The sequence below is a fragment of the Klebsiella sp. A52 genome, assembly GCF_018388785.1.
GTDB lineage: Bacteria > Pseudomonadota > Gammaproteobacteria > Enterobacterales > Enterobacteriaceae > Klebsiella > Klebsiella aerogenes.
Map to the genome: position 1 here is coordinate 667247 of NZ_CP074437.1, position 26805 is coordinate 694051.

The 26805-nt window shown below is 55.4% G+C and carries 22 protein-coding genes; 16 read left to right on the plus strand and 6 right to left on the minus strand.

The features are described from left to right. The first annotated feature begins 252 nt into the window (after window positions 1–252). From KGA69_RS03080 to yjiA, 3 genes are all read left to right on the plus strand, one after another. A complete protein-coding gene (locus KGA69_RS03080) occupies window positions 253–2403 on the plus strand; it encodes a carbon starvation CstA family protein (RefSeq protein WP_045395482.1) in 2151 nt (716 codons plus the stop codon). 109 nt (window positions 2404–2512) lie between these two features. Then, complete coding sequence (locus tag KGA69_RS03085) at window positions 2513–2716, plus strand: YbdD/YjiX family protein (RefSeq protein ID WP_002887451.1); 204 nt, start codon at window positions 2513–2515, stop codon at window positions 2714–2716. 11 nt (window positions 2717–2727) lie between these two features. Then, the gene (yjiA, locus tag KGA69_RS03090) at window positions 2728–3684 is read left to right on the plus strand and encodes a GTPase (RefSeq protein ID WP_015368442.1); all 957 of its coding nucleotides are present in this window, start codon (window positions 2728–2730) and stop codon (window positions 3682–3684) included. Window positions 3685–3741: 57 nt separating this feature from the next. On the opposite strand, the gene KGA69_RS03095 is transcribed toward yjiA, so the two are convergent. Beyond that, complete coding sequence (locus KGA69_RS03095) at window positions 3742–5112, minus strand: NAD-dependent succinate-semialdehyde dehydrogenase (protein ID WP_213292791.1); 1371 nt, start codon at window positions 5110–5112, stop codon at window positions 3742–3744. 262 nt (window positions 5113–5374) lie between these two features. Between KGA69_RS03095 and KGA69_RS03100 the strand changes: the two genes are divergently transcribed. The 6 genes from KGA69_RS03100 to KGA69_RS03125 all read left to right on the plus strand — a co-directional run bounded on the left by KGA69_RS03100 (window position 5375) and on the right by KGA69_RS03125 (window position 10509). Then, window positions 5375–6667 carry a DUF445 domain-containing protein gene (locus KGA69_RS03100; protein WP_165430622.1) on the plus strand — a complete coding sequence of 431 codons (1293 nt, stop codon included), beginning with the start codon at window positions 5375–5377 and terminating at the stop codon, window positions 6665–6667. A gap of 56 nt (window positions 6668–6723) precedes the next feature. Further along, the gene (gene mdtM, locus KGA69_RS03105; RefSeq protein ID WP_047043834.1) at window positions 6724–7968 is read left to right on the plus strand and encodes a multidrug efflux MFS transporter MdtM; all 1245 of its coding nucleotides are present in this window, start codon (window positions 6724–6726) and stop codon (window positions 7966–7968) included. Window positions 7969–7992: 24 nt separating this feature from the next. Then, window positions 7993–8232 (plus strand): DUF2164 domain-containing protein, encoded by a 240-nt coding sequence (locus KGA69_RS03110; RefSeq protein WP_045395479.1) that lies wholly within the window; start codon window positions 7993–7995, stop codon window positions 8230–8232. A gap of 97 nt (window positions 8233–8329) precedes the next feature. Further along, window positions 8330–9481 carry a double-cubane-cluster-containing anaerobic reductase gene (locus KGA69_RS03115; RefSeq protein WP_213292792.1) on the plus strand — a complete coding sequence of 384 codons (1152 nt, stop codon included), beginning with the start codon at window positions 8330–8332 and terminating at the stop codon, window positions 9479–9481. A gap of 9 nt (window positions 9482–9490) precedes the next feature. Beyond that, complete coding sequence (gene yjiL / locus KGA69_RS03120) at window positions 9491–10258, plus strand: putative 2-hydroxyacyl-CoA dehydratase activator YjiL (protein ID WP_045395476.1); 768 nt, start codon at window positions 9491–9493, stop codon at window positions 10256–10258. Further along, window positions 10255–10509 (plus strand): putative Se/S carrier protein, encoded by a 255-nt coding sequence (locus KGA69_RS03125; RefSeq protein WP_213292793.1) that lies wholly within the window; start codon window positions 10255–10257, stop codon window positions 10507–10509. Before yjiL ends, KGA69_RS03125 begins: the two co-directional genes overlap by 4 nt. On the opposite strand, the gene KGA69_RS03130 is transcribed toward KGA69_RS03125, so the two are convergent. The 4 genes from KGA69_RS03130 to KGA69_RS03145 form a co-directional block, all read right to left on the minus strand. Then, window positions 10506–11570, minus strand: a complete 1065-nt coding sequence (locus tag KGA69_RS03130; protein WP_045395472.1) for a DUF2955 domain-containing protein — start codon at window positions 11568–11570, stop codon at window positions 10506–10508. The genes KGA69_RS03125 and KGA69_RS03130 overlap by 4 nt on opposite strands. Further along, window positions 11560–12627 carry an HlyD family secretion protein gene (locus tag KGA69_RS03135; RefSeq protein WP_213292794.1) on the minus strand — a complete coding sequence of 356 codons (1068 nt, stop codon included), beginning with the start codon at window positions 12625–12627 and terminating at the stop codon, window positions 11560–11562. Before KGA69_RS03135 ends, KGA69_RS03130 begins: the two co-directional genes overlap by 11 nt. A 6-nt stretch (window positions 12628–12633) precedes the next feature. Then, a complete protein-coding gene (locus tag KGA69_RS03140) occupies window positions 12634–13098 on the minus strand; it encodes a MarR family winged helix-turn-helix transcriptional regulator (RefSeq protein ID WP_045395468.1) in 465 nt (154 codons plus the stop codon). Between the two features lie 148 nt (window positions 13099–13246). Continuing rightward, window positions 13247–13411, minus strand: a complete 165-nt coding sequence (locus KGA69_RS03145) for a DUF1127 domain-containing protein (protein ID WP_064571553.1) — start codon at window positions 13409–13411, stop codon at window positions 13247–13249. Between the two features lie 177 nt (window positions 13412–13588). Between KGA69_RS03145 and KGA69_RS03150 the strand changes: the two genes are divergently transcribed. The 6 genes from KGA69_RS03150 (at window position 13589) to symE (ending at window position 23344) form a co-directional block, all read left to right on the plus strand. Then, on the plus strand, window positions 13589–15001 hold the full coding sequence (locus tag KGA69_RS03150) for an aminotransferase-like domain-containing protein (RefSeq protein ID WP_045395466.1): 1413 nt from the start codon (window positions 13589–13591) through the stop codon (window positions 14999–15001). 194 nt (window positions 15002–15195) lie between these two features. After that, entirely contained in the window at window positions 15196–16362 is a 1167-nt protein-coding gene (locus KGA69_RS03155; protein ID WP_213292795.1) for a restriction endonuclease, read from the plus strand. A gap of 63 nt (window positions 16363–16425) precedes the next feature. Continuing rightward, window positions 16426–18045 carry a type I restriction-modification system subunit M gene (locus KGA69_RS03160; protein ID WP_213292796.1) on the plus strand — a complete coding sequence of 540 codons (1620 nt, stop codon included), beginning with the start codon at window positions 16426–16428 and terminating at the stop codon, window positions 18043–18045. Further along, window positions 18035–19426: a restriction endonuclease subunit S gene (locus tag KGA69_RS03165; protein WP_213292797.1), complete on the plus strand. Its 1392-nt coding sequence runs from the start codon at window positions 18035–18037 to the stop codon at window positions 19424–19426. Before KGA69_RS03160 ends, KGA69_RS03165 begins: the two co-directional genes overlap by 11 nt. A 95-nt stretch (window positions 19427–19521) precedes the next feature. Next, the gene (locus KGA69_RS03170; protein ID WP_213292798.1) at window positions 19522–22785 is read left to right on the plus strand and encodes a type I restriction endonuclease subunit R; all 3264 of its coding nucleotides are present in this window, start codon (window positions 19522–19524) and stop codon (window positions 22783–22785) included. 223 nt (window positions 22786–23008) lie between these two features. Continuing rightward, entirely contained in the window at window positions 23009–23344 is a 336-nt protein-coding gene (gene symE, locus KGA69_RS03175) for an endoribonuclease SymE (RefSeq protein WP_126034200.1), read from the plus strand. Window positions 23345–23399: 55 nt separating this feature from the next. Here the strand turns inward: symE and fosA are convergent, their stop codons facing one another. Continuing rightward, window positions 23400–23822, minus strand: a complete 423-nt coding sequence (gene fosA, locus KGA69_RS03180) for a FosA5 family fosfomycin resistance glutathione transferase (RefSeq protein ID WP_063447363.1) — start codon at window positions 23820–23822, stop codon at window positions 23400–23402. 179 nt (window positions 23823–24001) lie between these two features. On the opposite strand from fosA, the gene dagR reads away from it, so the two are divergent. Further along, complete coding sequence (dagR, locus tag KGA69_RS03185; protein ID WP_049060350.1) at window positions 24002–26803, plus strand: transcriptional regulator DagR; 2802 nt, start codon at window positions 24002–24004, stop codon at window positions 26801–26803. Window positions 26804–26805 lie beyond the last annotated feature (2 nt).

Here is a 26805-nt window from a genome sequence, read left to right on the forward strand (position 1 = left end):
ACCATCTTCCCGGTCATAATACCCTGTGATCTCAATCACATATTTATCTCCTGTTCACTTCATAGCCAACCGCTTACCCCAGCTAGCGACCGCTTAACCCCCCATACAACCACTCACTCATTTACCCAACTTTACGCGCGCGCAGTTCTGGCAAGATCGACGCTAGCCTAGCTAATCAATACCTCCACCAACCCAAACACAAAACCAGACGGCTTCGGCCAATTATTAATCTAATTAACGCCAGGTTTTACTATGGATACCAAAAAACTACTCAAGCACATACCCTGGGTGATTCTTGGAATCATCGGGGCATTTTGCCTCTCAGTCGTCGCGTTGCGCCGCGGTGAGCACGTCAGTGCTCTGTGGATCGTCGTCGCGTCGGTTTCCGTGTACCTCGTCGCCTACCGTTATTACAGCCTGTATATCGCGCAGAAGGTGATGAAGCTTGACCCAACGCGCGCGACGCCGGCGGTCATTAATAACGATGGCCTGAACTACGTGCCGACCAACCGCTACGTGCTGTTCGGCCACCACTTCGCCGCTATTGCCGGCGCCGGCCCGCTGGTCGGCCCGGTACTGGCCGCGCAGATGGGCTATCTGCCGGGCACCCTGTGGCTACTGGCCGGCGTGGTGCTGGCGGGCGCGGTACAGGACTTCATGGTGCTGTTTATCTCCTCGCGGCGCAACGGCGCCTCGCTGGGCGAGATGATTAAACAGGAGATGGGGCCGGTACCGGGGTCTATCGCCCTGTTCGGCTGCTTCCTGATTATGATCATCATCCTCGCGGTGCTGGCGCTCATCGTGGTGAAAGCGCTGGCGGAGAGCCCGTGGGGCGTCTTTACCGTCTGCTCGACGGTGCCTATCGCGCTGTTTATGGGTATTTATATGCGCTTCCTGCGCCCTGGCCGCGTCGGTGAAGTCTCGGTTATCGGTATCGTGCTGCTGGTGGCGTCTATCTGGTTTGGCGGCATCATTGCCCACGACCCGTACTGGGGCCCGGCGCTGACCTTTAAAGACACCACCATCACCTTTACCCTGATTGGCTACGCGTTTATCTCCGCGCTGCTGCCGGTATGGCTGATTCTGGCGCCGCGTGACTATCTGGCCACCTTCCTGAAAATCGGCGTGATCGTCGGCCTGGCGCTGGGGATCGTTATCCTCAACCCGGACCTGAAAATGCCGGCAGTGACCCAGTACATTGATGGTACCGGCCCGCTGTGGAAAGGCGCGCTGTTCCCGTTCCTGTTTATCACCATCGCCTGCGGCGCGGTCTCCGGCTTCCACGCGCTGATCGCCTCCGGTACCACGCCGAAGCTGCTGGCCAACGAAACCGACGCCCGCTTTATCGGCTACGGCGCGATGCTGATGGAGTCGTTCGTCGCCATCATGGCGCTGGTCGCGGCATCAATTATCGAACCGGGTCTCTACTTCGCGATGAATACCCCGCCGGCAGGCCTTGGCATCGTCATGCCGAACCTGCACGAAATGGGCGGTGAAAACGCGGCGATGATCGCTGCGCAGCTGAAAGAAGTGACCGTCCACGCGGCGGCTACCGTCAGCTCCTGGGGCTTCGTAATTTCACCTGAGCAGATCCTGCAGACGGCGAAAGATATCGGCGAACCTTCAGTACTGAACCGCGCCGGCGGCGCGCCGACGCTGGCCGTCGGTATCGCTCACGTGTTCCACAAAATCATCCCGATGGCGGATATGGGCTTCTGGTACCACTTCGGTATCCTGTTTGAAGCGCTGTTTATCCTCACCGCGCTGGATGCCGGTACCCGCGCAGGCCGCTTTATGCTGCAGGATCTGTTGGGTAACTTCGTGCCGTTCCTGAAAAAAACCGACTCGCTGGTCGCCGGTATTATCGGTACCGCCGGCTGCGTCGGCCTGTGGGGTTACCTGCTGTATCAGGGCGTGGTCGACCCGCTGGGCGGCGTGAAGAGCCTGTGGCCGCTGTTCGGTATTTCTAACCAGATGCTGGCCGCGGTGGCGCTGGTGCTCGGCACGGTGGTGCTGATCAAAATGCAGCGCACCAAATATATCTGGGTTACCGTTATTCCGGCTGCGTGGCTGCTGCTGTGCACCACCTGGGCGCTGGGTCTGAAACTGTTCAGCACCAACCCGCAGATGGAAGGCTTCTTCTTTATGGCTCAGCAGTATAAAGAGAAGATTGCCGCCGGCGGCGAGCTGACCGCGCAGCAGGTCGCCAACATGAACCATATCGTGGTTAACAACTACACCAACGCCGGCCTGAGCATCCTGTTCCTGGTGGTGGTGTATAGCATCATCTTCTACGGCATCAAAACCTGGCTCAATGTCCGCAACAATAAGGTGCGCACCGACAAAGAGACTCCGTATGTGCCGGTACCGGAAGGCGGCGTGAAAACTTCGTCACATCATTAACCCTGATGCCGGATAGCGCTACGCTTATCCGGCCTACCAAAAGCGCATTAACGTAGGCCGGATATGGCGCTAGCCGCCATCCGGCTTTATTCGTTATCTGGAACTCACAATGTTTGGTAACTTAGGTCAGGCAAAAAAATATCTCGGTCAGGCGGCAAAAATGCTGATCGGCATTCCGGATTACGACAACTACGTCACCCATATGCAAACCAACCATCCGGATCAGCCGTACATGACTTATGAAGAATTCTTCCGCGAACGCCAGCAGGCCCGCTACGGCGGCGACGGCAAAGGCGGCGTACGCTGCTGTTAATGGAGGCAATAATGGCACCGATTGCAGTCACCCTACTCACCGGTTTTCTCGGCGCGGGAAAAACCACCCTGCTGCGCCACATCCTTAATGAGCAGCACGGTTTCAAAATCGCCGTGATTGAAAATGAATTTGGCGAAGTGTCCGTTGACGACCAGCTGATCGGCGATCGCGCCACGCAGATTAAAACCCTGACCAACGGCTGTATTTGCTGTACGCGCTCCAACGAACTGGAGGATGCCCTGCTCGATCTGCTCGACAGCCGCGATCGCGGCGAGATTGCCTTCGACCGACTGGTGATTGAGTGCACCGGCATGGCCGACCCGGGGCCGATTATCCAGACCTTTTTCTCCCACGAGGTGCTTTGCGAACGCTATCTGCTGGACGGCGTGATCGCCCTGGTCGACGCCGTCCATGCCGACCAGCAGATGGATCAGTTCACCATTGCCCAGTCGCAGGTCGGCTACGCGGACCGGATTTTGTTAACCAAAACCGATGTCGCCGGCGACACCGAAAAGCTGCGCGAACGGCTGGCGCGCATCAACGCGCGGGCGCCAATTTATACCGTCATCCACGGCGATATCGATTTAAGCCTGCTCTTTAATACCAGCGGTTTTATGCTCGAAGAGAAGGTTGTCAGCGCCACACCGCGCTTTCACTTCGTGGCGGAAAAACAGAACGACGTCTCGTCGATTGTGGTCGAGCTCGACTATCCGGTGGATATCAGCGAAGTGTCACGGGTGATGGAAAACCTGCTGCTCTCTTTCGCCGAGCAACTGATGCGCTATAAAGGCATGCTGTGGATCGATGGAGAGCCAAATCGCCTGCTGTTCCAGGGCGTGCAGCGCCTCTACAGCGCCGACTGGGATCGCCCGTGGGGCGATGAAACTCCGCACAGCACGCTGGTGTTTATCGGCATTCAGCTGCCGGAAGAGGAAATCCGCGCCGCGTTTGCCGGGCTACGCAAATAGCCGCGGCAAAAAGGTTACCCTCTCCCGATGGGAGAGGGATATTGCGCGCAGGGTGGTTTAGCGGCGAACGACCACCAGCTTCTGATTCACAAACTCTTTGATACCGAGGTCGGAGAGCTCGCGGCCAAAGCCGGAACGCTTCACGCCGCCAAAAGGCAGCTCCGGCGCGGTATCCGTTAACCAGTTGATATAGACCATGCCGGTTTCAATCCCCGAAGCCATGCGCTTCGCCCGCTCAATGTCCTGACTGAACACCGCGCCGCCCAGGCCGTAGTGAGAGTCGTTGGCGAGCGCAATCGCCTCATCATCGTCTTTCACCACGTAAATCTGCGCCACCGGGCCAAAGAACTCCTCGAAGTACGCCGGGTTATCACGGGTAATTCCCGTCAGAATGGTGGGTTCATAGAAGTTGCCTTCGCCGGAAACCGGCTTGCCGCCAAGGTGTAATTTGGCCCCATGTTTCACCGCCTCGTCGACCTGCTTGCTTAAGGTTTCCAGCGCATCTTTCGAGGAAAGTGGGCCAAGCGTAGTGCTTTCATCGAGCGGATCGCCGATCTTCACCTGGCGGAAGGCATCGCTAAACTTGCTCAGGAACGGCTCGGCGATCTTTTCATGCAAAATAAAGCGCTTGGCGGCGGTGCAAACCTGCCCGGCGTTGTTCAGCCGCGCCTGTACGCCAATTTTCACCGCGCGTTCCAGGTCGGCATCGTCGAGCACCACAAACACATCGTTGCCGCCCAGCTCCAGCGTCGCTTTCTTGATATGTTTCGCCGCCTGCGCCGCCACGATGCCGCCCGCTTTTTCCGAACCGGTCAGCGCCACGCCCTGCACCCGATCGTCGGCGATGATTTTCGCCACCTGATCCTGGGAGATAAACAGATTGGTCCACGCCCCTTCCGGCGCGCCAGCCTCGCGCACCAGATGCGCGAAGGTCTCGGCGCAATGCGGAACGATGCTGGCATGTTTGGCAATCACCGGGTTACCGGCCGCCAGATTTGGCGCCAGCACGCGCATTAACTGGTAATAGGGGAAGTTCCACGGCTCCACCGCCATTAAGACGCCGATGGGATGATGCTCAACCCAGGCTTCGCCAGACTCGGAGGGATACTTCACCGGCGCCAGGAACCGTTCGGCGTTGTCGGCGTAATAGCGGGCGATCTGCGCGCAGAGTTTGACCTCGCCGCGGCTTTGCTTAATGAGCTTCCCCATCTCCTGGCTGGCGATTTTCGCCAGCTCCTCCGCCCGGCTGTCGATAAGATCGGCAAGCTTATGCAACACCGGCAGACGCTGCGCAATATCGCCTTTCGCCCACGCAGAATGATAAAGCGCATCGGCCTGTTTTAGCGCCGCCTCCACGTCCGCATCGCTGTGTGCGGGATAGCTCTTAATTAGCTGGTTATTCGCAGGATTCACTGTCTGATAAGCCATATCGCATGTCTCCTTGTTATCGCTATTAACGCAGTCAAAAATGCCGCTAAGGATATTAAGGGTAGTCGAGATAGCTGACGATGCGGGTAAAGTTAGGTATATCCGGAATATTCCATGAGGGCAAAAAGCGTTTTCACGAGCCGTGCCGAAAGCTAATTTCTGCGTGCTGCAATCGTTATCCAATATTGGCAGCCCACTCGCAAATTGACCCGCAGGCACAGGAAGTGCTGCCAATTTTTGCATGACCTCGCCGTCAGGTTATATGCTTAAACCTATGGAAAAACTCGCTGAATTAAAACGCGCCAAACTGCTGGCGCTGTCGCTGCTGCTCATTGCGGCGGCGCTGTTTATCACTACGCTGCTGCTACCGCCGACGCCGTGGGTCAGCGCGCTAAAGGCTATTTCCGAAGCGGCGATGGTCGGGGCGCTGGCCGACTGGTTTGCGGTGGTGGCCCTGTTTCGCCGCATTCCGCTGCCGTTTGTCGCCCGCCATACGGCGATCATCCCGCGTAATAAAGACCGGATCGCCGATAATCTCGGCCATTTCGTGCAGGAGAAGTTTCTTGATACCCCATCTCTGGTGGCGCTGATCCGCCGCTATGAACCGGCCCTGATGCTCGGCAACTGGTTCAGCCAGCCTGAAAACGCCCGCCGTGTGGGTCAACATCTGCTACAGGTGATGAGCGGTTTTCTCGAGCTCACCGATGACACCCGTATTCAGCGTCTGCTGCGGCGCGCGGTGCACAAGGCTATCGATAAGGTCGACCTGACGCAGACCAGCGCCATGATGCTGGAGGGGCTAACCCGCGATAACCGTCATCAAAAGCTGTTGGATTCACTAATAAGCCAGCTGATCGCCCTGCTACAGCGCGACAGCTCCCGCGCCTTTATCGCCCGCGGTATCGTGCACTGGCTGGAGACCGAACATCCGCTGAAGGCCAAACTGTTACCCACCGAGTGGCTTGGCGAGCACAGCGCCGAAATGGTGACTGACGCGGTGAATACGCTGCTCGATGAGGTCACTCAGGACCGCACGCACCAGATTCGTCAGGCCTTCGACCGCGCGGCGCAGAAGCTTATCGACAATCTGAAATCCGACCCGCAAATGGCGCAAAAAGCCGATAACATCAAAGCGTATCTGAAAAACGATGAGACCTTTAATCGCTATCTCGGCGAGGTGTGGGCGGATCTGCGCGGCTGGGTGAAAAACGATATCAGCAGTGACGATTCGCGCATCAAGCAGCGGATCGCCGAGGCCGGTCAGTGGTTCGGCGAAACGCTGGTGCGCGACGACGCGCTGCGTGAATCGCTGAATGAGCATCTGGAGCAGGCGGCGCATCGGGTGGCGCCGGAATTCTCCGCTTTCCTCACTCGCCATATCAGCGATACGGTCAAAAGCTGGGACGCGCGCGATATGTCGCGACAGATCGAGCTCAACATCGGCAAGGATCTGCAGTTTATTCGCATCAACGGCACGCTGGTCGGCGGCACTATCGGCCTCGGCCTGTGGCTGTTATCGCAAATTCCGGCGCTGCTGCATCTGCATATCGGCTGACAATGGTAGCATCATAACCATTCGAACGATGAATACCCGACGGCAAGGAGAAGGTTATGTCATGGATTTCGCGATTGAGCGCCCGCTACAGCGCATCGCTGTTCTTTCCGATGGCGCTGATCCTGTATGACTTTTCCGCCTACCTGACCACCGATCTCATCCAGCCGGGGATCCTGCACGTAGTACGGGATTTTAACGCCGATGTGGCGCTGGCTCCGGCCTCGGTGAGCCTGTATATGGCCGGTGGGATGGCGCTACAGTGGCTGCTGGGACCGCTTTCCGATCGTATTGGCCGCCGACCGGTACTGCTGAGCGGCGCGCTGATTTTTACCCTCGCCTGCTTCGCCACCCTGTGGACGACCTCAATGACCCAGTTCCTGATTGCCCGCTTTGTGCAGGGCACCAGCATCTGTTTTATCGCCACCGTCGGCTACGTCACCGTGCAGGAGGCCTTTGACGAAAAGCGGTCAATCAAGCTGATGGCGGTGATTACCTCCATCGTGCTGGTGGCGCCGATCGTCGGCCCGCTTTCCGGTGCGGCGTTGATGCATTTTATCCACTGGAAAGCGCTGTTTGGCATTATCGCCGCGATGGGTCTGGTGGCCTGGCTGGGTTTACTGTTTAACATGCCGGAGACGGTGCGTCGCGGCGACGTGCCGTTTAGCCCGCTCGGCGTGATGTGCGATTTTCGCGACGTCTTCCGCAACCGCATCTTTTTACTCGGCGCCGCCACGCTGGCGCTGAGCTATATTCCGCTGATGAGTTGGGTGGCAGTATCGCCGGTGATTTTAATGGACGCCGGCGGGCTCACCTCCAGCGAGTTTGCCTGGAGCCAGGTGCCGGTCTTCAGCGCGGTGATTATCGCTAACCTGTCGGTGGCGCGCTGGGTGAAAGACCCGACTCGCCCACGCTTTGTGTTAAGCGCCGTGCCCATCCAGATGGTTGGCCTGGCGATCCTGATTATCGGTAATCTGACGTGGCCGCACGTCTGGCTGTGGTCGGTGCTCGGCACCTGCTTCTACGCCTTCGGCATCGGGCTGATTTTCCCGACGCTGTTCCGTTTTACCCTTTTTTCCAACGACTTGCCGAAAGGCACCGTTTCCGCCTCGCTGAATATCGTGATCCTTAGCGTCAGCGCATTGTCGATTGAAGGCGCGCGCTGGTTATGGTTCCATGGCGGCAGATTGCCGTTCCACCTGCTGGCGGTAGCCGCCGGGATCGTCGCCGCCTGCTGTCTGGCGGGGTTACTCCGTAATTTGCGCCAGCGTTCAGAGGCGGTCATCGAAGCCCGGCAATCCTGACTAACTCACCGAGATTAACCACGCATGAGCGATATTGAACTCAGCCCGGCGCAGCGCGATCTGCTACGCGAGCGGCTAAGCAAGTACTGCGAAGAGACCTTTAACCTGGAGCTGGAACAGTTCGACGCCGAGTTTTTTGTCGACTTTATCGCCACAGAGCTGGGGCCTTTGTTCTACAACGCCGGTATTGAGGAAGCCATCCGCACCCATCTGGCATGGAGCGAGCGCATTCAGGAAGAGATGGATTTGAAGAAGGTCTATTAACGCCGTCAGGATGGGCGGGAGATCAATAAACACGCACAAATAACAAGGTTATAATGGCGACTCTTTCATCATCTCCCGTGTACGGGGAAGGAAAATCATGTCGCTCATCACCGATCTACCCGCCCTCTTCGATCAATTCTCAGAAGCTCGCCAGAAAGGCTTTCTCAGCGTAATGGAACTCAAAGAGCAGAACGTGCCGCTGGTCGGTACCTACTGCACTTTTATGCCCCAGGAGATAGTCATGGCGGCGGGCGCCGTGGTCGTCTCACTGTGTTCCACTTCTGATGAAACCATCGAAGAGGCGGAGAAAGACCTGCCGCGCAATCTCTGCCCGCTGATTAAAAGCAGCTACGGCTTTGGCAAAACCGATAAATGCCCCTACTTTTATTTCTCCGATCTGGTGGTCGGCGAAACCACCTGCGACGGCAAAAAGAAGATGTACGAGTACATGGCCGAATTCAAGGCGGTACACGTAATGCAACTACCGAACAGCGCCAGCGACGCCGCCTCCCGCGCGTTGTGGAAAGCGGAAATCAAACGCCTGCAGCAGGTCGTTGAAACCCGGTTCGCCACGCCCATTAGCGAAGCGGCGTTGCGTGAAGCCATCGTACTGAAAAATCGCGAACGCCGGGCGCTGGCCAACTTCTATCGCCTCGGGCAACTCAATCCGCCGGCGCTTAGCGGCAGCGATATTCTAAAGGTGGTTTATGGCGCCACCTTCCGCTTCGACAAAAGCGCGCTGATTGACGAACTGAACGCGATGGCGGAACGTATCCATCAGCAATGGCAAGGAGGCCAACGGCTGGCGTCTCGTCCGCGTATTCTGATCACCGGCTGCCCGATCGGCGGCGCGGCGGAAAAAGTCGTCCGCGCTATCGAAGAAAACGGCGGCTGGGTGGTGGGCTACGAGAACTGTACCGGCGCGAAGGCCACCGAACGCTGCGTAGCGGAAGATGGCGACGTCTACGATGCCTTAACCGATAAATATCTCGCCATCGGCTGCTCCTGTATTTCACCTAACGACCAGCGCCTGCAATTGCTAAGTCAGATGGTTGAGGAGTATCAGGCCGACGGCGTGGTCGATGTGATTCTGCAGGCTTGCCATACCTACACCGTGGAATCGCTGGCGATCAAGCGCCACGTTCGCCAGCGGCACGACATTCCTTATATCGCGATTGAAACCGACTATTCGACGGCGGATCTCGGCCAGCTCAGCACCCGCGTCGCCGCCTTTATTGAAATGCTATAAGGAGCAAGCGTGATCTACTCGGTAGGTATTGATTCCGGCTCCACCGCCACCAAAGGTATCCTGCTGGCAGACGGCGCCATCGTGCGCCGTTTCCTCGGCCCGACGCCCTTTCGCCCCGCCGATGCCATTCACGAGGCCTGGGAGACGCTGCGCGCGGGCCTCGCGGCAACGCCTTTTTTAACCCTCACCGGCTATGGTCGCCAGTTGGTCGATTTCGCCGATAAACAAGTCACCGAGATTTCCTGTCACGGGCTCGGCGCGCGTCTGCTGGCGCCGAAAACCCGCACGGTAATTGATATCGGCGGCCAGGACAGCAAAGTCATTCAACTGGATGCGCAGGGCAATCTCAGCGACTTTCTGATGAATGACAAATGCGCCGCTGGTACCGGGCGCTTTCTGGAAGTGATTTCACGGACCCTCGGCGCCAGCGTCGAACAGCTTGACGCCATTACCGAAGGTGTAGAACCGCACGCTATCACCAGCATGTGTACGGTTTTTGCCGAATCGGAAGTCATCAGCCTGCGTTCCGCGGGGGTTGCCCCGGAGGCGATTCTGGCCGGGGTGATCAACGCCATGGCGCGGCGCAGCGCGAACTTTATTGGCCGTTTATCGGCGCAGGGACCGCTGCTGTTCACCGGCGGCGTCAGCCACTGCGCCGCCTTCGCCCGCATGCTGGAGACGCATCTCGGCATGCCGGTCGCGACCCATCCCGATGCCCAATTTGCCGGGGCGATCGGCGCGGCGCTGATCGGCCAGCGCCAGCGGAGGCGCGGATGAGCAAATATCTATTCTTATTCCATTCAACAGTGGGCGTCGTGCGGATGCGCAAAGCCCTGCAGGCGGCAGGGATAACCTTCGAGGTAAAGGATATTCCCCGCCAGCTGCGCAGCGGCTGCGGCCTGTGCATATTGATTGAGGGGAGCGAAGAAGCGGCGCGAAGTTGGATAATCGCCGGGCATACTGCGGCGCTTTATCAGCAAAACGGGGAAGCGTGGCGCTGCATCGCCCGCTTCCCGCAGGAGGATTAATCGGTAACCACAAAACGCGTCGGCGCGAAGCAGTTCAGTACCCGATGGACCAGAAACACCATGGTCAGCGTCGCCACCAGCGAGACCGTGACCGAAGTAATACGGTACAGGTCGCTGAACACCAGATCCTGATTCGGATGCAGGTTCTGGCCAAACATAATACCGATAGTAGTAATGCTGGCGAAACCCACGCCCGCGCCCACTTTTTCCATCACGTGCAGGCGGGCGCTAAAAGCCAGACCAAGACCAATCAGCGGCATCATCAGGATCATGTGGTTGCTGAAATCATAGATAATCAGCTGCACCACCAGAATGTAAAGACAAGCCAACACGACCCCCGCCACACGCCAGATCGAGCTTATCACCGCGCCGCGATAGTGCATCGGAAACAGGATCAGCACCCCGGCCATTAGCGCCGATAGCGAATCGCTCAGATCGCAGATCTGGAAGATCACAAAGATAATGGTCGCAACCGTGCCGGAAAGCAGCGATTCATGACGGATCCGCGCGGCGTCTTTCTCAATGCGCGGCGGCGGCTTACGCGGTTCGACATCCGGGATCAGGTAATGGAGCAATGCGCTCAGCGCCACCGCCATCACGCAGGCCTCCATATTGGAGAACATCAGCGTGTGCCAGTTGCTGGAGGGATAGCTCATAAAATTGAGCATCGTGCTCTGGCACACCACGCCCATCGACCCCAGCAAGAACAGCGGCCCCTGGCTCATAAAGCGAAAGCGCATCACATACAGACCAAAGACAACTAATGTCATTATCACCGGCCACTGCGACAGATAGCCGACGATGAGCACCATTTCGACGCAATTCACCGCCGCGCTGAACACAAACTGTCGGGCGACGTGACGGTTAAACACCGGCACCAGCGACATCAGCATCAGCGGATAAACGACGAAAAACACGCCGTACTGCACGTCGTAGAAAGTCGAAATACTCAGCGCGATGGTCCCGGCGACGGCAATGCGTACCGTCTGACGAAAATCATTGGCCGTGTAGACGATATTGCCATGCGGGGTAAAGACGTGCGCCAGGGTATTAATAGACATAGTGCAACCAGCTCACCAGGTGGATCTGCAGGCCGGCAAAGGTGCGGGCGAAAGGGCCGTCGCTATTGTACAACTGCACCGTAGCGCGGGCGCCGGTCGGCAGCGGCTTATCCAGCGGTTGATCCAGTGCGACGTGGATCCGCATGCGCTGCGCATCACGCACCCAGCGGCTGGACTGCTCAGGCTGCGACAGTTGGCCATTCACCGCTTCCTGACCGGCAAGAATACCGGCGTCGCTGCTGGTCACGTGCGCCGGGAAGACTTTACCCGGCAGGGCATCGAACACTACCGCCGCATCGGTATTCACCGCCGTGTGGCGCAGGCTTTTTTCACGGAAGTCGGCGACGATATCGGTGTTGTTGTTAACCAGCGCCAGCACGGCGGTGGCGGCGGTGGCGTAAATTCCCGGGTTAAGCTGCAGGTTGCTGACCATACCGTCGGTCTCGGCGCGAACCTGGGTCCAGCCGAGATTGAGCTGCGCCTCTTCCAGCGCGTTGCGGTATTTCTGCAGCGTCACGTTGCGCTTATCGTCGCGCTCGCCGCGCTGGATCAACAGGTTCTGAATTTGCGCATTCAGGGCGCTGACCGATTGTTCGCTGGTCTGCCATGTCGTGCGCACCTTATCGAGATCCGATTGCGACACGTTTTGCATGGTGCTCAGGCGCTGGTAGCGGTCGAGGGTGACTTTGTCATTACGCGCGGTATATTGCGCGGTGCGCAGGTTGGCGCGAGCGGCGGCGATTTGCGCATCCAGCTGCTGGTTGCTCAGTTTGGCCTGTTGAAGAGCGATTTGCGCCGCTTCAACTTTATTAATGAATGGCGTGGGATCGAGCTCATACAGCAGGTCGCCCTTTTTGACCTGGCTATTGTTGTGCACGTAGACGTGCGAGACGTAGCCGGAGACCCGCGACGAGACCGGAGTCACCACGCGCATCACGGTGGAGTCCGGGGTCAACGGGATCCAGATATCGGCAACGATAAACCAGGCGAATATCACCAGGAAAGCGGCAATACTTACCCTTACCCAGCGGGCAAATTTTTGTTCTGGCGTCATCATAGTGTTTTAGATCTTGTTATCTTCTTCGCGGATAATCCGCAAGTTGCAGGCGATTTGATTTAACGTGGCGCTGAAGGTGTCGAGGTCCGCATCGGGGATGGTTTCCGTCACGCGCCGTTGATAGGTTTCAATCACGCGGTTCAGCTTTTCCAGGACTGTACGGCCTTCTACCGTCAGCGTAAGCAGACGAATGCGCTTGTCGTATGGCGATGTTGAGCGCAGTAGATACCCCTGCTTTTCCAGCTGCGTGAGAGTGCGCATCAGCGGCGGCAGCTCAATACCCTGCACTTCCGCCAGTTCGCTTACCGAGACGTTGCACCCCAGTTGATGCAGCTGCATCAGCACCGTCCAGCTTGACTGGGTCAGGCCGGTATCGGTAATGGCGCTGTCGATAATCGCGCGCCACTGGCGCACCACCATCGCCATGCGCATCCCCATCGGGCGGCGGGCAAACAGTTCGTCTTCGGTCATGTTACTTTCCTCACTTAGCTGTGGGGAAAATAATACTTATCATGGTAAGTATCAAGAAACGATGGGAGTAGAAGCATCAATTGATAAATTTTGTGAATGTAATTCCCCGGTAGCGCTGACGCTTACCGGGGCTACAAAAAAGCACTCTTTAATTGATCTGATCCCGGCGCAACCCGACATCTTTCAGCTGTTCGTCGCTCATTCGCTGCAATACTTTGCGCGTTTGCCCACGAAGCCACCATTTTCTAATTGCTCGCGCCAGAAATACCCAGCCGATAAACGGCTGTTTTGCCCGATTCTCGTGAAATTCCATCCTCTACCTCCTCGCCTTGCCAGAGGCTTTATCTTCACGGATCCGGGCCTGAACAATACAGATTCACAAAACACTTTTCTTTAACATACAGATTGGCTAAAACGTACACCATGCCCCATTTTTGACCGCCATCTGTACTGGTTTATCTATCTGTATGGCAATTACTAAGGATACAGCATGACCCGTTATCAACATCTGGCCAGCCTGCTGGCTGAGCGTATCGAACAAGGGCTGTATCGCCAGGGCGAAAAGTTGCCGTCGGTGCGCAGCCTGAGCCAGGAGCATGGCGTCAGCATCAGTACCGTTCAGCAGGCCTACCAGACGCTGGAACAGCAACAGCTGATCGTGCCGCAGCCGCGCTCCGGCTATTTCGTCGCCCCGCGTAAAGCTCAGGCGCCGGTACCGACGATGTCGCGCCCGGTGCAGCGCCCGGTGGAGATCACCCAGTGGGACCAGGTGTTGACCATGCTCGATGCGCGCAATGATAAATCGATCATTACCTTCGGCGGCGGTTCGCCGGACGTCACCCAGCCGAGCCTTAAGCCTATCTGGCGCGAACTGAGCCGGGCAATTCAGCACAACCTCAGCGAAGTGCTCAACTACGACGAGCTGGCCGGGCGTCGCGAACTGCGCGAACAGATCGCCCGCCTGATGCTCGACGGCGGATCGGTCGTCACCGCCGACGATCTGCTGATCACCAGCGGCTGCCACAGCGCATTATCGCTGGCGCTGCTGTCGGTGTGCCACCCCGGCGATATCGTCGCTGTCGAATCCCCCTGCTACTACGGCACCATGCAGATACTTCGCGGCCTGGGGCTGAAAGCCATTGAGATCCCAACCGATCCGGAATCCGGGATCAGCATCGAGGCCTTAGAGCTGGCGCTGGATCAGTGGCCAATCAAAGGGGTGATCCTGGTGCCTAACTGCAACAATCCGCTGGGATACATCATGCCTGACGCGCGCAAACGCGCGGTGCTGTCCCTTGCTCAGCGCCACGATATCGTGATTTTCGAAGATGATATTTACGGCGAGCTGGCGACGGAATACCCGCGCCCGCGTACGATTCATTCATGGGATATCGACGGTCGGGTGATACTTTGCAGCTCGTTTACCAAGACCATCGCCCCCGGCCTGCGCATCGGCTGGATTGCCCCCGGGCGCTACTACGATCGTCTGCTGCAGATGAAGTACGCCGCCAGCGGCACTAACGTCCCTTCAACCCAACTGGCGGCCTGTAACTTTATTCGCGAAGGCCATTACCACCGCCACGTGCGGCGGATGCGGCAGATCTATCAGCGTAATATGGAGATCTACACCTGCTGGCTGCGGGAGTTTTTCCCCTGCGGCATCTGCGTCACCCGGCCAAAAGGCGGCTTTATGCTGTGGGTCGAGCTGCCGGAGCAGGTAGATATGGTCTGCGTCGCCAAGCAGCTGTGTCGGCTGAAGATCCAGGTCGCGCCAGGATCGCTGTTTTCGGCATCCGGGAAGTATCGCAACTGCTTAAGGATCAACTGCGCCCTGCCGCCGATCGAGAAGCATAAAGAGGTGATGGTCAAGCTGGGGGAAGCGGTGAAGGTGGCGATGGAGTGAGGCTCTGGCGTCCCCACCGTCTACGAACCGGTAGCCCGGAAAAGGCGCGGCATGCGCCGCCTCCGGGATAAACACACTCACCATAAGCCAGGCGAGCAATAGAATGAAATTAAAAGAATTTAGTGATAGTCGGCCCGCCATTAGCCTTTATAAAATGGCATGATGCCGTACATTGCTTTAGCGAAGGAATTGCCATGCGAAATTATAAAGTCATCACGCCATTGTTTCCGACCTACGACCAAACCCGAGCGATGATGAAAGCCGTAACAGGATGCTCAGTAAAATCGGTCCGTAATATGATCTCCGCCATTCAGGAACAGACCGGCACCCCGCAGAACCCGGTAGACTGGTCAGAACCGGACCACTGGATTAAGGAACGACTGAGCGGAGAAGATGCAAAAATAGCCTGGCAAATCTGGAATACCGATAACCATATACTTAATCCCCGCCACAGCTATGGCTGTTATATGTTTATCAATAATCCGCTATTCGATTTGATGCAGACCGATGAGAATGGTGGCTGGCATCCCAGTGAACAGGGACGCTTATTCCTCGCTCACGATGAAGCGACGCTGCGTAAACTGGACGATATTGAAGGCATGCTGCAGCTACTGGAATTGCTCGCCGGTCGCGAACAGGCCCGGCGCGCCGATCTGCTTCCGGAATGGCTGGCTTTCTTGCATCAGCACTCTAAATTCGCCTCTCCAAGTTCAGTTAAAACAACGCTCTATGCCCGGCTTTACAATCTGGTCGAGCGCGAACTTATTACTCGTGAAGGCATGAGCTACAAAATCACCGAAGCAGGAAGAAAGTGGCTTGGCAAAGCGCTGCCAGAACGGCAAACCGACCCGCGCAAAGAACTTCTGGATGCAGTGAAGCGCTACAATCAACAGCAAAAAGAGCTGTTGCGTGAACAGATCTCCACGATTAATCCCTACAAGTTTGAGCATCTGGTCGGCCAACTACTGGAAGCGATGGGCTATGAGCAAGTCGAAGTGACCAAAGCCTCCGGCGATAAAGGTGTGGATGTGGTCGGTAAAGTGCAGGTTGGCATCACCACCATTACCGAAGTGGTGCAGGTGAAGCGGATGCAAAATACCATTACCCGCCCGTTTATCGATCAGCTGCGCGGCGCTTTGCCCTACCACAAAGCCATTCGCGGCACGCTTATCACTACCGGAAAATTTGCGGCAAAATGCGCAGAGGCGGCGCTATTCCCCGGAGCCGCGCCGATTACGCTGATCGACGGCGATCGCCTGCTGGAACTGTTGATTGAAAACAACGTCGGGATCAGACGCAGTAATGCCGTTGAATTACTCGACGTAGACTTACAGCTGTTTGATGAGCTGGAGATTGAGTAGAGGGCGAACTTCACCGCTTTTACCGTTACAATAGCCAGCAAATTTTTCCAGAACGAGTTCATCATGGCCAAAGCACCAACTAAAAAAGCCAAAGCAAAGAAAGGCTTTGAAGACACATTATGGGATACCGCGAACCAGCTTCGCGGCAGCGTAGAATCCTCCGAGTACAAGCACGTGGTGCTGAGCCTCGTGTTCCTCAAATTTATTAGCGATAAATTTGAAGCCCGCCGTCAGAAGATGAAAGACGAGGGACAGGGCGATTTCCTTGAGATGGAAGTCTTCTATCAGCAGGACAACATCTTCTATCTGCCGGAAGAGGCGCGCTGGTCGTTCATCAAGCAAAATGCCAAGCAGGACGACATTGCGGTACGCATTGATACTGCGCTCTCCACCATCGAGAAGCGCAACCCGACGCTGAAAGGCGCGCTGCCGGACAACTACTTCAGCCGCCAGAATCTGGAAACCAAGAAGCTGGCGTCGCTTATCGACACCATCGATAACATCGAAACGCTGGCCCACGAAACCGACGTCGAAGCGCTGTCGAAAGAAGACCTGGTCGGTCGCGTGTACGAGTATTTCCTCGGCAAGTTTGCCGCCACCGAGGGCAAAGGCGGCGGCGAGTTCTATACGCCAAAATGCGTGGTGACGTTGCTGACCGAAATGCTCGAACCGTTCCAGGGTAAAATTTATGACCCGTGCTGCGGCTCAGCGGGGATGTTTGTCCAGTCGGTGAAGTTTGTCGAAAGTCATCAGGGGAAAAGCCGTGATATCGCCCTGTACGGTCAGGAGCTGACGGCCACCACCTACAAGCTGGCGAAGATGAACCTTGCCATTCGCGGCCTTTCCGCCAACCTCGGCGAACGCCCGGCGGACACCTTCTTCAGCGACCAGCACCCGGATCTGAAAGCCGACTATATTCTGGCCAACCCGCCGTTTAACCTGAAAGACTGGCGTAACGACGCCGAGCTGACCAAAGATCCGCGCTTTGCTGGCTACCGTACGCCGCCGACCGGTAACGCCAACTACGGCTGGATTCTGCATATGCTTTCCAAGCTGTCGGCCAACGGCACCGCCGGTTTTGTGCTGGCGAACGGCTCGATGAGTTCCAACACCAGCGGCGAAGGCGAGATCCGCGCGCAGATGATCGAAAACGATCTGATCGATTGCATGATTGCCCTGCCCGGCCAGCTGTTCTTCACCACCCAGATCCCGGTGTGCCTGTGGTTTATGACCAAGTCGAAAGCGGCCGATCCAGCCAAAGGCTATCGTAACCGTCAGGGCGAAACGCTGTTTATCGATGCGCGTAACCTTGGCACCATGATCAACCGCACCACCAAAGAGCTGACGGCGGACGATATCGCCACTATCGCCGACACCTACCACGCCTGGCGCAGCACGCCGGAAGAGCTGGCCGAACGCGTTAAGCGCGGCGACAGCAAGCTGGCGCAGTACGAAGACCAGGCCGGGTTCTGCAAGGTCGCGACTATTGAAGAGATCAAGGCTAACGACTATGTGCTGACCCCGGGCCGCTACGTTGGCGCCGCCGAGCAGGAGGACGACGGCGTGGCGTTTGAAACCAAAATGCGCGAGCTGTCGCAGACGTTGTTTGCGCAGATGAAGCAGGCGGAAGAACTGGATAAAGCCATTCGCCAGAACCTGGAGGGGTTGGGTTATGGTGTTTGAAGGCAGCGTTCCTAATGGTTGGAAATTAGTAAAATTAAGTGACTTAGGTGAAGTAAATAGAGGAAAGTCTAAGCATAGACCTCGTGATGCTGCTTTTTTATATGGTGGTAGCTATCCCTTCATACAGACAGGAGATGTGAAAGCTTCTGATGGAAGAATAACGTCCTATAACCAAACTTATAGTGAAGCAGGATTGAAGCAAAGCCGCCTGTGGCCGTCAGAGACAATGTGTATAACAATTGCAGCGAACATCGCCGAAACGGGTATACTAACATTTCCTGCTTGTTTCCCTGACAGCATCATCGGTTTTATCGCAGATAAAAAACAATGCGATGTATACTTTATTGAATACCTGTTTCGCCTTTTAAAAAAACGGATTCAAGCCCAAGCAAATGGAAGCGTTCAGGATAATATAAATCTACAAACTTTAGAGCGCATAATATTTCCCGTACCAGAAATAAGAATACAAAAAAACATATCTAATTTCCTGAAAAAATTAGATGACAAAATAATTCTTAACAAAGAAACCAACCAAACCCTGGAACAAATGTCCCAAACCCTGTTCAAATCCTGGTTTGTGGATTTCGACCCGGTGATTGATAACGCGCTGGATGCGGGAAATCCCATTCCGGAAGCGCTGCAATCTCGCGCTGAGCTGCGTCAAAAAGTACGCAATAGTGAAAATTTCAAACCACTTCCGGCGGATATTCGTACATTGTTCCCGGCTGAATTTGAAGAAACAGAGTTGGGTTGGGTGCCGAGAGATTGGTATTATGTACCACTAAAAAATCTCGGTAAAATAATTTGTGGAAAAACGCCAGACAAAAGTAACAAAGAATATTATGGTAAAGATTACCTTTTCATCAAGATTCCCGATATGCATGGCAAAGTTTTTGTCACAAACTCCACTGACAAATTAAGTACATTGGGAAGTGAAACACAAATTAAAAAATTAATACCCAAAGGCAGTATTTGTGTTAGCTGCATTGCAACTGTAGGTATTGTTGCTATCAATTCAAAAGACTGTCATACAAACCAGCAAATAAACAGTATTGTACCAAATAGTTCAATACTGAGAAACTATCTCTATTTTTCTATGTTAGAAAAAAACAAAACATTTCATGACTTGGCAAGTGGTGGAAGCGCTACTTTAAATATGAATACTGGCATATTTTCAAATGTTTTAACCTTAAAGCCAGAAGATTCTGTGCTTGAACGTTTCCAGCAAACATCAGAGCATTGGTTCGGAAGAATATTAGCAAATGAGAATGAAATTCATACACTAACCGCCCTTCGCGACACCCTGCTCCCCAAACTTATCTCCGGCGAGCTCTCCCTGGAGGATCTCCCGGATTTAGTAACCCAAACCGAACCCGCTTAATGCATTTTGCCCCTGTTAAATCAGGGGCTTTCTGGTAAGGTTTTCTTTCGTTACAGGAACCTTTACCAGAAAAACAGCCAGGGCCGGAGCGAGATATGCATCTCTCATTCAGTGAAGCGAAGTTAGAACAAGCCATTATCGAACTGCTACAGGAACAGGGCTATCAGCACCTGATCGGCGATGATGTGCCGCGTTCAAGCCTCGATCAGGTGATTATCGAAGACGATCTTCGCCACTATCTCGCCTCTCGCTATCAGATTGACGGCATCACCGAAGCGGAAATCCAGCGGCTGATTAAGCAGCTCACCACGCTGCCCGCTTCCGATCTTTACGAAAGCAATAAAACCTTCTGCGCCTGGCTGGCGAATGGTTTCTTGTTTAAACGCGACGATCGTCAGCAGAAAGATCTCTATATCGAACTGCTCGATACCCGGCATCTTTCTGCGGCACTACGTGAATTATTCAATGCCGAAGAGGTTCCGCTGCAACAGGCAGCAGAACCGTCGGCGACCTATCTTGTCAAGCCGCTGAACCGTCTTAAGGTCGTCAATCAACTGACTATCTCCGGCAAAGAAAACCAGCCGCGTATCCCGGACGCCATTCTGTATATTAATGGCCTGCCGCTGGTGGTCTTTGAATTTAAAAGCGCGGTGCGCGAGCAGGAAGCCAATATTGGCGATGCATATAAGCAGCTCTGCACCCGCTACCGTCGCGATATTCCGCAGCTGTTTGTCTATAACGCGCTGTGCATTATCAGCGATGGAGTCAATAACCGCATGGGCAACCTGTTTGCGCCGTACGAGTATTTCTACTCCTGGCGCAAAGTTACCGGCAATGAGAACCGCGAGCAGGACGGCATCCCTTCCCTGCACTCAATGATTCAGGGGCTGTTTCATCCGGTCCGCCTGCTGGACGTGATCAAAAACTTTATCTGCTTCCCGGATAAAGCCAAACACGAAGTAAAAATTTGCTGCCGCTACCCGCAGTACTATGCGGCGCGCAAGCTGTACTACAGCATCGAACGGGCGCGTAAACCTTTCGGTGACGGTAAGGGCGGCACCTACTTTGGCGCGACCGGCTGCGGCAAGAGCTACACCATGCAGTTCTTAACCCGCCTGCTGATGAAAAGCGTCGAGTTCGCCAGCCCGACGATCGTGCTGATCACCGATCGCACCGATCTGGACGATCAGCTCTCGGCGCAAATGTGCAATGCCAAAAACTATATTGGCGACGACACCGTGGTGCCCGTCACCAGCCGCGACGATCTGCGGGAGAAGCTGGCTGGTCGCAACAGCGGCGGCGTCTTCCTGACCACTATCCATAAATTTACCGAAGATACCGAACTGCTCTCCAGGCGCAGCAATATCATCTGTATTTCCGACGAAGCGCACCGCAGCCAGGTCAACCTCGATCAGAAAGTGATCGTCGATAAAGAAAACGGCAAGGTGCGCAAAACTTACGGTTTCGCCAAATATCTGCACGACTCGTTGCCACAGGCTACCTATGTTGGCTTTACCGGTACCCCTATCGACGCCACGATGGAAGTCTTTGGCAACATCGTCGACAGCTACACCATGACCGAATCCGTGCAGGATGAGATCACCGTGCGCATCGTCTATGAAGGCCGCGCCGCGAAGGTCATCCTCGATGCCCGCAAGCTGGAAGAGGTGGAAAAGTATTACGAAGAGTGCGCCAATGCGGGCACCAACGAGTGGCAAATCGACGAGAGCAAAAAAGCCAGCGCCACTATGAACGCCATTCTCGGTGATGAAGACCGCCTGAAAGCGCTGGCGGAAGACTTTGCTAAACACTATGAAAAGCGCGTCGCCGAAGGCTCCACGGTGAAAGGTAAAGCGATGTTTGTCTGCGCCAGCCGGGAAATTGCCTGGGATTTCTATCGTCAATTAAAAGACTTTCGTCCGGCATGGTTTGAGGTGAAACAAGCGCCAGACGGTATAGAGCTTACCGAGCAGGAGCTGAAGGAACTGCCGCCATCCGAAATGGTCAAGATGGTAATGACCCGCGGCAAAGACGATAGCGTACAACTGTACGATCTGCTGGGCAGCAAAGAGTACCGCAAAGAGCTGGATAAACAGTTCAAAAACGACAAATCGAATTTCAAAATCGCCATCGTGGTGGACATGTGGCTGACCGGTTTTGACGTGCCGGAGCTGGACACCATTTATATCGATAAGCCGCTGCAAAAGCATAACCTGATCCAGACCATCTCCCGCGTTAACCGCAAGCTGGAAGGCAAAAGTAAAGGGCTGGTCGTCGACTATATCGGCATTAAGCGCCAGATGAACCAGGCGCTGGCGATGTATTCCCGCATTGACGCCACTAACTTTGAAGATATCCAGCAGTCAGTGATTGAGGTGAAAAACCATCTCGAACTGCTGGCGCAGGTTTTGCACGACTTCGACAGCCGGGCTTACTTCACAGGAGAACCGCAGGCGCAGCTGGCCTGCCTGAATCAGGCGGCAGAGTTTGTCATGCGCACTCAGAAGACAGAGCGCCGCTTTATGGGGCTGGTGAAGCGCCTGAAAGCGGCCTACGACGTCTGCTGCGGCAGCGAAGCGCTTTCGCAGACCGAGCGCGACTACATTCACTTTTATATTGCCGTGCGCTCCATCGTCTTCAAGCTGACCAAAGGCGACGCACCGGACGTGACCCAAATGAACGCCCGCGTACGCGAGATGATTGCCGATGCGCTGAAGGCCGACGGCGTGGAAGAGTTGTTTTTCCTTGGCGACAAAAAAGCGGAGTCGATCGATATTTTCGACGACGATTATCTGGCGCGTATCAATAAGATCAAACTGCCGGCAACCAAAATTCAGCTGCTGCAAAAGCTGCTGGAAAAAGCCATTAGCGACTTTAAAAAGATCAACCAGCTTCAGGGGATCAATTTCACCCGCCGTTTCCAGTCAATTATGGATAAATATAACGAACGCCGGGAGGATGATGTTCTCAATGGTGAAGAGTTCGATACCTTCAGTCAGGAAATGACCGATATTATCTACGATATTAAAACCGAAATGGGTACCTATGCCGAAATGGGGATTGATATCGAAGAGAAAGCTTTTTACGACATTCTGGCGCATATGCGCGATAAGTATCAATTCACCTATGAGGATGACAAGATGCTGGCGCTGGCGAAAGAGATGAAGGCGGTGGTCGATAATACCTCGAAGTATCCGGACTGGAGCAAGCGTGATGATATCAAGGCGAAACTGAAGGTGGAGTTGATCCTGCTGCTGCACAAACACAAGTTCCCGCCGGTGGCGAATGATGATGTATATATGGGCGTGCTGGCGCAGGCGGAGAATTTTAAGCAGCACCATAGTCATACGCTGCACTAATTTCATTGCCGGATGGCGCTTTGCTTATCCGGCCTACTTTATATTTCCCTTCAATTTAATCCCCGTATTTATATTTCCAGTAACACCTTTATTATTGTCCATTTTTAGCTGGCTTTATTTTTATTTACTGGGTAGATTTACAGGTGTTATTTAACGCGGTGTGGCCGTGCTGCAACACGACCACATCGCTAATCACAACCACTATTCTCGGAGAATAGCCATCATGACTACCCCGCATTCTATTGCAGAATTCACCGATCCAGAAGTCTCCCCGGCCGTTAGTCGTCAATTAACCGTGAGTTATGCGACTCGTCATCCTGATTATCAGCGTATTCCGGCGTTGACCATGAAGGGTCAGTGGCTGGAGGCGGCAGGTTTTGCCACCGGTACCGCAGTGGATCTCAAGGTGATGAACGGCTGTATCGTGATTACCGCCAAACCAACAGAGCCGGAGCTCACCGCCGCTTTGCGTCAGGTCAGCAAGCTGTCGGCGCGTAAGCAAAAACAGGTACAGGCGTTAATCGACGCCATCGTCGGGCAAAAGCAGAAGCTGGCATAGTTTATTCTCCCCGGTGGCGCTGCGCTTACCGGGGCTACAGGTTCCCAGTTACCACTTACTCATCCTCAAAAAACACCATCCCCTTATACGGCTGCTCGCGACAGGCGGCCAGGCGCTGGGCGAGGCTGCCAACATGTAGCTCCAGCTTGTGACCGTCGGGGTCAAGGAAATAGTGCGATTCGCCTTCGCTACGGTTTAGCTTCCATACCGCTACGCCAGCGGCCTCAAGGCGGGCGGCAAAGCTGGCGAAATCCGCCTCGCTGATGCTAAACGCATAATGGGTGTAGTCGCTCTCCTCCGGCGGAGTGACGCGCCGCTGCGGATCCAGCGACAGGCACAGCCACAGATCGCCGCAGGAAAGATACGCGCCGCTATCCCAGCGCGCGTGCAGCGTCATGCCGAGTAGCTGATGATAAAACGCCACGCTCGGCGCCAGCTGGCTGACCGCCAGGGTCAGATGATTTAATCCGCTCAACATATCTGTTCCTCCGGTGAGATGCGCTAACCATATCCAATCCCACCCTAAACCACCATTGTGGCAGCGAAAGGACACTCTGTAGATATCGTTTAGACCGCCAACTTCGCCCCCGGTCTCTTTCTGACGCCGCGTAATAGTGTATGTTCTCAACTATCGACATTGAACAACCCGGTAACGAGATGAGACGTATTGAGATAGTACTGCGGGAGCTGGAGAGGCTGAGCCAGGCCGTGACGCTGGAGGATTTAGCCAGGGGCTCGAACGCCTTCACCGCAGAGCAAATCGGCTTTAACCTCGGGCTGGCGCGCAACTCGGTGAGTAAAGATCTCAATCAGCTGTGGAGTGACGGGCTGGTGATTAAAACGCGCGGCCGCCCGGTGTTCTTTTTACATCGCCGGACGACGGAAACGCTGCTCGACCGTACGCTGACGGAAAGCGAACGCGAGCTGGCAACGCTCGCCGATCTCCTGCCGCAGCCGCAAGATAACAATGAGGCTGTCGACCCGTTCGCCATGCTGATCGGCCACGATCGCAGCCTGCACGATGCCGTGGAAAAAGGGAAAGCCGCAGTATTGTATCCCCACGGGCTGCACGTCCTGCTGACCGGCCCTTCCGGCGTGGGTAAAACCTTTTTTGCCGAGCTGATGCACCGCTACGCCTGCGAGCATGCCGGTGAAAAACGGCCGCCGCTGGTCTACTTCAACTGCGCGGAATACGCCAACAACCCGGAGCTGCTGTCATCGCATCTCTTTGGCCACCGTCAGGGCGCCTTTACCGGGGCGACGGAAAACAAAAGCGGGCTAATCGAACAGGCCGACGGCGGCTATCTGCTGCTGGATGAAGTGCATCGCCTGCCCTATGAAGGGCAGGAAAAGCTCTTTTCGCTGCTGGATAAAGGCGAATATCGCCCGCTCGGCGCCAGTGGTCCGGCGCGCAATATCGCCGTACGTCTGATCTGCGCCACCACCGAGCCCGTCAGCTCATCGCTATTACGTACCTTTCAGCGGCGTATCCAGGTCGCCATCGATCTACCCGGCATCCGCCAGCGTACGGTAGAAGAGCAAATCGAACTGATCATCGGCTTTTTACAGCGTGAAAGTCGCAAGATCGAACGCACGGTAAGCGTAGATAAACCTTTGCTGCTGTGGCTGCTGAACAAGCCGCTGGAAGGCAACATCGGTCAGCTCAAAAGCGATATCCAGTTTTTATGCGCCCAGGCATGGGCGTCGGGAATGGCGGCCAATAACGAAGTTTTGCTGCTGGACAGCAAACTGGCGGACGGCCCGATCAATGCCACGCCGGAGCAACGACAGCTGGTCGATGCGCTGTTTAACAGCCGTCCCCTGCTGAACATCGATGCCCGAACTCTTCCGCAGCTGAAAAGTTCGGCGGCCGATGACAGCGTCGAGGAGAGCGATCTGTTCTACAGCTTCCTGACCCGCGAATACGTTAACCTGCGCAATAGCAACGTGCCGCCCGCCGAGACGCTGGCGATTCTTAAAAATAAGCTCAGCTCGATTTTTGAATATGGCCTCTACAGCCGCGATAACGCCAGCCACGCGCCACGCTATGGCGATCGGATTGAGGAGCGCGTGACCCTGCTTATCGGCTACGTTGAGCAGGTACTCGGCTTCGCCCTGCCGGAAAACCTGGTCAACCCGCTGCGTAAACACTTTCTCGCTCTCATCAGCTACGTACAACGCGGCCTGATCCCGCAGTTATACTCTTCGAGCCTGATCCTCGATCGCTGCAAAGATGAATACGATAATGCCACTCTGTTGTGCAAGAAGATCAACGACCTGCTGCATATCCAGTGTCCGGCCACCGAGGTGGTCTGGCTGTGCCTGTTCCTCAAAGAGTGCCGCCATTACCGCCAGCGCATCACCGCCAGCCCTGACTGCGGGGCGATCCTCATTGCCCATGGCGCCACCACGGCCACCAGCATGGCGCAATACGTCAATCGGGTGCTGGAGCGCGAATTGTTCAACGCTATCGACATGCCGTTCGAACAATCGGTGCACGATACGCTGGAAAAGCTGATCCAGTTGATCCACAGCAAAGGCTGGCAGCGGCTGATCCTGATGGTCGACATCGGATCGCTGGTCCATTTCGGCAGCACCATCAGCAAACTGTTCCAGATCGATGTCCTGCTGATGCCGAATATCACCCTGACCAGCCTACTGGAGATCGGTCTCGATCTCAGCTACGAAACTGGCGACCTGCCGCGGTTGGTCAATCTGATGCAGGAAAAAGGCATCGCCAGCCAGCTGTGCACGCCGCAGCAGGAGAACGCCGGCAAGGTGCTGGTGATCTCCTGCATTACCGGCATGGGCACGGCGGAAAAAATCAAAAAGGTGCTGGAGGAGAGCTTTGGCGAGCTGATGTCGCAGGATACCCGGATGGTTATCCTCGATTACAACGAAGTTCGCAGCCCGGAGCGCCTACAGCAGGCAATCAGGGCGCATGAACGGTTGGCGGGTATTGTCGGGACATTCCAGCCGGGGCTGCCCGATATCCCGTTTATCTCGCTGGAGGAGCTGTTTTCCGAGCAGGGGCCGGAGCTGGTGCTCAGCCTGCTGACCCCCGATCTGTCCAGCAGTGAACGTCGTCTGGAGATGGAGCGCAGCGCTTCACGGTTTATCAGCGCCCTGACCATGGAAAGCATTATCAACCATATTTCGGTGCTCAATCCGCAGCGCATATTAAAAGAAATGGAAGGGATCCTGAACCAGCTCAGGAACACGCTGGCCATCGCGCCTAACCGCCAGGTGACACTACGCTTCCTGATCCACTGCTGCTGTATGGTCGAGCGTATCGTGATTAACCGGAAACCGTTACAGATGGCGCTGGAAACGCGGCCGGATATGGACGCTCAGGCATTTAGTGTCATTAAATCGGCTTTCCATCCGGTTGAGGAGGCCTACGCCATCCGTTTATCCGATGCCGAGTACATTTATATCTACGAATTATTATTTAGTTAACG